At 72.4% G+C, this 1,393-nt stretch carries 1 protein-coding gene and 1 rRNA gene; both read right to left on the bottom strand.

From position 1 onward, the window contains the following. A partial coding sequence (locus tag DY240_RS33155; RefSeq protein WP_233552582.1) for a hypothetical protein occupies positions 1 to 212 on the bottom strand: 212 nt, incomplete at its 3' end. 854 nt (positions 213 to 1,066) lie between these two features. Further along, positions 1,067 to 1,183: ribosomal RNA gene (gene rrf / locus DY240_RS03160) — 5S ribosomal RNA — on the bottom strand. Between the last annotated feature and the right edge of the window lie 210 nt (positions 1,184 to 1,393).

Here is a 1,393-nt window from a genome sequence, read left to right as displayed (position 1 = left end):
GCCACGGCCACCGAACGGCCGCTCGCCACCTCGCGAGTCGTCGCCGGAGCGCTGACCGTACGGCCGACCGCCGCCGGGGCCGCCGCTGCGCCCGCCGCCGGAGTCGTCGCGGCGGCCGCGGCCTCGCGAGTCGTCGGCCGAGCGCTGGCCGAAGGAGCGGCCGCCAGAGGGACGGTCACCTCGCCGGTCGTCGTCAGGCGAGCGCTCGCCATACGACCGTCCGCCGCTCGAGGGACGCCCGCCACGTGTGTCGCCGTCGGAACGACCACCGTAGGAACGGCCGCCGGAGCCGCCGGAACGACCACCACCACGGGAGTCGTCACCCGAGCGCGGGCCGTAGGAGCGACCACCCGACGGGCGGCCGCCGCGGGAGTCGTCACCGGAGCGCGGGCCGTAGGAGCGGCCGCCGGAGCCGCCGGAACGACCGCCGCCGCGGGAGTCATCACCCGAACGCGGACCGTAGGAACGACCACCCGACGGACGGCCACCGCCGGAGTCATCACCCGAACGCGGGCCGTAGGAGCGACCACCCGACGGGCGGCCACTGCCGGAGTCATCACCCGAACGCGAGCCGTAGGAACGGCCGCCGGAGCCGCCGGAACGACCGCCGCCGCGGGAGTCGTCACCGGAGCGCGGACCGTAGGAACGACCACCCGACGGGCGGCCACCTCCGGAGTCATCACCGGAACGCGGGCGGTACGAACGACCGTCGCCACGGGGATCGTCGCCGGGGGTGCGGCCGGACGAGCGGCCACCACCTCGGCGTTCGGCGCCGGAGGAACCGTCCGAACCGCGCCGGGGAGCGCCTCCGCGCGAGCCGCCGGCCGGCCCATCGTCCCGGCCACCGCCGCTTCGCCCAGCTCGGCCGTCGTCGGACGGATCCGGCTTGCTCTGGCGGTCGGGACCAGACATCGATGATTCCTCTCGTTCCTCAGGTCGTCACCCCACATTGTCCCCTGCCGGCCGCTGACACGACGTAGCGGGCTCCGGGCCGGGTGCGGCGTGGATGTGGACATGCGTGAGGCCCCGTACCCAGTTACTGGGTCGGGGCCTCACGTGAGTGAGTGTCCGGCGGTGTCCTACTCTCCCACCCCCGCTAGAGGGCAGTACCATCGGCGCTGGTGGGCTTAGCTTCCGGGTTCGGAATGGGACCGGGCGTTTCCCCGCCGCTATGACCGCCGGCACGACTGTATGGAGTTATCACTACTCCGGGACACCGCACCCCCGCGCACGTGGTGGGGGTGGTGGTGTCTGTTCGTTGGTTGGGAACCGTATAGTGGACGCGTTTGTCTTCGCAGCCCCCACCCGTGGGGGTGGGGAAGATTGTGTGTGTGGTCAAGTCCTCGGCCTATTAGTACCGGTCAGCTTCACCCATTGCTGGGCTTCCACGTCC

This window comes from Jiangella rhizosphaerae (assembly GCF_003579925.1).
Taxonomy (GTDB): Bacteria; Actinomycetota; Actinomycetes; order Jiangellales; family Jiangellaceae; genus Jiangella; species Jiangella rhizosphaerae.
This window is presented reverse-complemented; position numbering and strand designations above follow the sequence as displayed.